This window comes from Caldisalinibacter kiritimatiensis (assembly GCF_000387765.1).
In the GTDB taxonomy this organism is placed as follows: Bacteria; Bacillota; Clostridia; order Tissierellales; family Caldisalinibacteraceae; genus Caldisalinibacter; species Caldisalinibacter kiritimatiensis.
In genome coordinates, this window is sequence record NZ_ARZA01000155.1 from 1 (window position 1) to 6,213 (window position 6,213).

Sequence of the window (6,213 nt, forward strand, 5' to 3'; positions counted from 1 at the left end):
AGATAAAAAAAGTACCAACTGTAATACAGCAAAAAAGACAACTGTATTACAGTTGCAAAAATAAAACCATGCATACATTGAAAATACTAAAACACAACTGTAATACAGCAACTTCAAAAAACTGTATTACACAAAGACAAAAAAATTCATTCAGTCTAGATGAATACACACATTCGACTGTAATACAGTTCGACAAAATATAGTAAAACTTGTCATAAGGCTTTAAAAGACTTATAATTAAGAAAAACAGGCAAAAAAAGTACAAGAGCTGAGGGTACACCCTCAGCTCTTGGCTCATTCAGCAAATGTCGAAAAATGTAGATAAATAATAATGATTGTCGAATTGAATTATTGAGATGTTAAACTATAAAACAAAATAGGCTACAGCTTGGCAACTGTAGCTAAATTTAACCGAAACCAAAACCACTGTCTCACTAAAAGCTGGCAACTTTTAGAGGGACTTTTGAAACTTAAGCTAATACTCTCGTTAATTCTTGGCCGGAATTAAAAGAGAGTTTTAGCGAATCCAGAAAAAATTAAATCAAAACCGAATACGATTTAAAACTGAACATATTTATGCTTATACACTGTAGGATTACTAGGACTTATCCAAAACAGATAAAAACCAATAAGTTGTCTAAATATCTCAATAATAGCTTGGATAAAAGTCGATAAGCTTCCTGGATGTCTCGATAGTAATTGGATAAAAGTTAATAAACTGTCTAGCTTCTCAATAGTGGCTTGGATAAAAGCCAATAAGATGTCTAGTAGTCCCAACAGTGGTCTGGTTATTTTTATTATATCAAATTTTAATTAAAATAAAAGAGTTTGTCAGACAAAAATTCAAAAAATAGGTAAAATGTCGGACAAAATTAACAAATATAGGAAATTAAAACCGGAAAGGGGGTGTTCATATGGGTAATCTAATTAAAGATTTTTGGACTAGAACCTATAATGGCAAACGATATTTTTGAATATGTGAAGTAGTAGCAGGAGATGTACAGCAAAAAAGGCATGAAAAGAAATATGAAACACATATTGAAAAAGCTTTGCAATATACAATGAGCCACGATATAGTAAGCCATATGAGCATCCAAAAATACACATCATTCTTAGGAGAAAAGACACATAGAGAAGCAAATGAGGAGACATATTATCCATTCTTATTTGAGATAGAGCCAAAAGTAAAATTAGGAGCAAAAAATTTTGAAGAAGAGTATAAAAAAGCTATAGGCGAAGCATTAAGAATAGTTAACTATGGTAAATATGAGTTAGACATGCATGAAGAAGATATACTTATTTTGATTAACAATTCAAGGTCTATTTATATTATGTTTAATCCTAAAAGCTATGGGTTAAAACCGTCGAATAAGCTATATATGATTTATAGAGAAATGTATAAAATTATAGACGAAGAAATAGGACTACAATATGTTGATACAAGTATATATAACAGTTATGGATTAATGAAAACTCCGAACTCTTATTATGCTGGAGGATATTTTAGAAAAATAACGATAGAGCAATTAAAAAAGTTATACAGCAATCCTTGGATTAAAAACAATTTTTACATCTACCAAAAAAATCTTTGAATTATTATGTTCCAGCAAAAAAAGCTCCTGAAATGACATGGATTTATGAAGCGGCGTGTATGGCGGTAGAAAGTAAGATTTCTAATAAAAAAGAGGAAATTATACATATAAACAATATAAACAATTATGAACCTAGCTGTATTGAATACATAGAAAATAATATTATTGAAAAAGGATATAGGAACCATGCTCTTGTGAGTATGGGAATTTATCTTAAAAATAAAGGTTATACAAAAGAACAAACATTAGATAAACTATTAGAACTTGCTCGTTCTTGGAGACACGATGAAGGCTATGGTAAAATCAGAAGCAAAGTGAATACTATATATCGTTATGATTACAAATTCAGTTGTGAAAAAGCTAGGCAGGATGCTGGGATATGTATAGATTCTATATGCTCTAAATGTCCTTATGGAGGCAAGATCCATTCAGACAAAATAGAAGTAAAAGCAGATATAATTGAAGAATTGTGGAAGAATAAAGCATCTAAAAGACATTATATAGAGTATTTACTATTAGTTAGAAAAAATTTATTTAATAAATGGTTTGGTCCCTGAAGAAGAAGAGCTAAATGATAGAACTATAAGAGAATTATGTCAACACACAAAACAACTAGAGAGGCTAAAAAGTAAAGGGAAAGTGTATATATCTAATAGAGCTTCAGGGAATACATATAAGCTTCCTATTAGCCTTTATAGATAATAAAGTATATCTAATGCTTGATGAACATATAAAACATTATTTAAAACTACTTATAAAAGGTTACATAAAAACCAAAAAACGAAGTGAAAGGTATATAAATTTAAACGTATCTAAAAAGAAAATAATGAAGGACCTTAACTATAAAGATGTTACTGGTGTATATAAGTTAATTAAAAAATTAAAAGATATTGGACTTTTAGTATATAAAAAAGGAAAGGTAGTAGCTTTATATTTTGAATCATATAAAGTTAAAGATATAGAGGAGTATAGAAGTAAGAGCAAGAGTAAGAGTAAGAGTAATAAAATATATATTCAGGATACTGTTGTCAATGGAGAAAATTATGTGATTACAACAAGAGATACCAAAAAGATAATATCAAGAACAACAACTAGAGGATCTCCAGGATAAAAAAGTCTTTATAAAAGCCTTTATAGGTGCGTGAAATATCTAAAAGGTGTTATACTACCTGAAAGCAAATAAAAACGCTTCTGGGGCAAAATAAAAGCGTTATAGAGCAAAATGAGAAAGTAGGACAAGCTGCATTTACTAAGCAGCATATTTAAAAACTCAAAATTGACATAGTATTTCTATAAAAAATTTAACCTAAAACTTTATCAAAAAAAGCAATTTAAGCATTAATTAAACCGTGCTTTAAAAATGTCGTAATAATATAATAAAGTTTTTATATGCCCTCTTCTTGACTTAGGAATTATTTAGCAGGTACAATTATATTGATATATAATACATACTGTTAATATAATCAAATGAAAGATTCAAATATAAAGGACAATTTATGTTATTTGATTCCTTATTTGAACATTTATATGTATTGTATATATGTAAAATACATATATACTTTCTAACTAAAGAACAAGAAATTTTTAATAAATACCTATTAATAATTACTATACTTTAAATTAACAACCGATTTCACGGTTTCATCTTTAAAAATGCTTAGATTCAGAATGGCACTTTCCGTTCAGGAGGCCGGCATTTGTCGGACGATATTTTTCATTAACCTACTATGTCGGACAAAATTTGATGTATATCAAAAATCTAAGCTCATAATTTGCAAGCTGTTGTGTTAGAGGTTATGTCCGGCTGTTGTTAGAGAGTTCTAGGAGGGGTTTTATGGAAAAATACGCAGATATTTTATATGAAAAATTATTATGGATGATAGAAAAAATAAGGGATATTTGGAGCTTTGCTAAAGATGATCCAGAAGATTTAATGAGGAAAATAATATTGATGTTAATAATATTAGGTGGAGCAACTTTAGTTTGTTATCTGTTAGAAATAATTTTGGAGCTAATTCATAATAGAAGAATAGAAAAAAAGTTAGTATTATTAGAAATTTTACCTAAAGAAACCGTGAAAATAAAAGAAACAGAGTCATTAATAAAGAACATTCATAGTTTGTTATTGAATACAAAATGGAGAAAGTGGTTATATGGAAGACCATATATGAGTTTTGAAATAGCAGCAGAAAAAGATAAGATAAAGTTTTATGTGAAAATTCCTGAAGGCTATAAACAAATGCTGGAAGAAAGATTCTACTCTACATATTCTGACGTTGCTATAAGAAAGATTGAAGAAGATTATATTCCTGAGAGGGTATGGAGAACTCCAAGGGATGTAATAGTACTTTTTTGGAATTTAATTACATATCCAATAAGAAAAAAAAGAATTCAATGGAAGAAGAATCATATAAGTGTATATGGAACAGAGATGGAATTAGCTTTTCATCATGTTTTCAAATTGAAAAATAATAGAGATAAAGACCTTTTAGCTAGTATATTAGCGGGGATGAAAGATTTAGAATGGCATGAAAAAGTAGTTGTGCAAATACTAGCAAGACCTCTTGATAATAAGTGGCAATTAAATGGAAGAAGTATCTTAGAAAAGTTTGAAAGAGATGGAAAGAGACCGAAAAGAGGCAGTGATTTTGCAAATTTTTTCAGTTCATTAGGAGAGCAGTTATTAGATGAAATAAATGATGAATTGGAGCAAAGTGGATATAAGAAGAGTTCAAGTCATAGGAAAACAAGAATGGAGAGGAAAGAAATAACTGTTGCTTCAGAGAAGCTACTTGAACCGGGTTTTGAGACCGTAATAAGAGTAATGGCTATGGGACATTTTAGAAGGGCAAATAAAAGCAGAGTAAAGGCTATTACATCTGCTTTTTCAGAGCTTGACAAAGAAAATAGATTTAAAAGAGATTTTATATTAGCTAGAAGGTTGTTTTACAGTAGAACTAAGAATAGAAGAATTTATTTGATAGATAGAAGAAATATACTAACTACTTCAGAGCTTGCAAAATTCTTTTTAAGACTTCCTGGGACAGAACTATTAGATGAATTCCAGGATATTGAAGCACTTAGAATAAAAGAATTCGCCCCGCCGAAAGGAGTAGAAACACAAAAAAATATAATTGCAGTTAATACATATAGGGGAAAACAAACATTAATAGGTATTAAAGATCAAGACTTGAAAAGACATTTGGTTGTTCAAGGAAAGACAGGTTCTGGTAAATCAGAGTGGGCTAAAACACTTATGAAAGAACAGATGGAGCGAGGTAGAGGCTTTATGTTAATTAGAGCCACATGGAAAGTTGTCAGATGAAATGTTAGAGCTTATACCGGAACATAGAATAGAAGATGTTGTATATTTTGACCTTTATGACTCACATCCTCCAGCGTTTAATTTTTGTAAAATATTTAACAGACCAGGAAGAAGCCGAGAGGATGAAGTTGAAAAAACTACAAGTGAAGTGATAGAAATATTTAAAAGAATTTTCAGAGAAGCATGGAGTGAAAAAAATGAAAACTATCTTACTAATGGATTAAAAACTTTACTTGAAGTTGGTAAGGGAAATATAAACGATATTCAAAGACTTTTTAAAGATAAGGAATATAGAGATTATATAGTAGGTCAACTTAAGGATCCTCAATTAAAACAATTTTGGAAAACTGAGTTTGCTGAAAAAAAAGGAAGACTTAGTCCTGGTACAGAAAGCACAGTGTCATCATTAGCATATAAACTGGATAAATTTTTGAATAAGAAAAAACTTCTTAGAGCTGTAGCACAGGATAATTGCATAGATTTTAAAGAAATTTTAGATAACAATAAGATAGTTATATTTAGATTTTCTAAAGATAATATGAGTGAAGATATGATTAAATTTAATGGTGGTATAGCTATAAAATTATTAATTGTTGCAGCATTTGCTAGAGATAAATCAAAATGGAATGATGTGTATCCAGTTTTCATAGATGAATGTCATAACTTTTTATCTGAAAATATTAAAACAGTCATGTACGAGCTTAGAAAGTATGGAGTACCTTTTGTTTTAATGCATCAGGTATTAGAACAGTTTTCAGAAGTTCCAGGGCTAAAAGAAGCTATTTACGGAAATGTAGGAAATAAAATAACATTTACAGTTGGTTGGGGATGATGCTAAGTTCTTTGCTGAAGAATATGGACCAAGAGTTGATGAAAGAGATTTAACATCACTTCCTTCAAGATATGGGTATTGTAAAATACTTGTAGATGTTGAAGAAAGTAAGACATTTAATATATACTCTTTAGATAGACCGGAAGTCACTAAAGAAAAAGGTAAGGAGACAGTATTTAAAATTAAAAAGCTTAATAGAGATAAACGCATGCATTATAAGGAAATAGACAAGATGTTGGAGGAGAAAATTAATAACTATAAAAATATAGATGAAGCAGAAGAAATAGAAGATAGTTTTGCACAAGATTTAAATGAAGAATATATAAAAGTTCAGGAGAATGAAAAGATAGAAAATAGTTTAGAAGAAAGTTATGATATAAAGATTGAATCACAATCATACTTAGATAATGAAGATTATGAAATAAAAATTATTCATCCCAAAAAAGAACAAAAAGAGCAGGACA

7 protein-coding genes are annotated in these 6,213 nt (G+C 29.3%); all 7 read left to right on the plus strand.

The genetic code is table 11. From position 1 onward, the window contains the following. The coding region (locus L21TH_RS14785) for a hypothetical protein (protein WP_034429671.1) at positions 1-203 on the plus strand (203 nt) is incomplete at its 5' end. Positions 204-1,085: 882 nt separating this feature from the next. Next, complete coding sequence (locus tag L21TH_RS07285) at positions 1,086-1,592, plus strand: hypothetical protein (protein ID WP_006312899.1); 507 nt, start codon at positions 1,086-1,088, stop codon at positions 1,590-1,592. Further along, a complete protein-coding gene (locus L21TH_RS07290) occupies positions 1,589-2,149 on the plus strand; it encodes a hypothetical protein (protein ID WP_034429673.1) in 561 nt (186 codons plus the stop codon). Before L21TH_RS07285 ends, L21TH_RS07290 begins: the two co-directional genes overlap by 4 nt. A gap of 158 nt (positions 2,150-2,307) precedes the next feature. Then, positions 2,308-2,703 (plus strand): hypothetical protein, encoded by a 396-nt coding sequence (locus tag L21TH_RS07295; RefSeq protein ID WP_034429675.1) that lies wholly within the window; start codon positions 2,308-2,310, stop codon positions 2,701-2,703. A gap of 723 nt (positions 2,704-3,426) precedes the next feature. Beyond that, positions 3,427-4,917, plus strand: a complete 1,491-nt coding sequence (locus tag L21TH_RS07300; RefSeq protein ID WP_006312903.1) for a DUF8128 domain-containing protein — start codon at positions 3,427-3,429, stop codon at positions 4,915-4,917. Beyond that, positions 4,907-5,749 carry an ATP-binding protein gene (locus L21TH_RS07305; RefSeq protein ID WP_034429677.1) on the plus strand — a complete coding sequence of 281 codons (843 nt, stop codon included), beginning with the start codon at positions 4,907-4,909 and terminating at the stop codon, positions 5,747-5,749. Before L21TH_RS07300 ends, L21TH_RS07305 begins: the two co-directional genes overlap by 11 nt. Further along, on the plus strand, positions 5,736-6,213 hold a 478-nt coding region (locus L21TH_RS07310; protein WP_034429679.1), incomplete at its 3' end, for a hypothetical protein. The genes L21TH_RS07305 and L21TH_RS07310, both read left to right, overlap by 14 nt.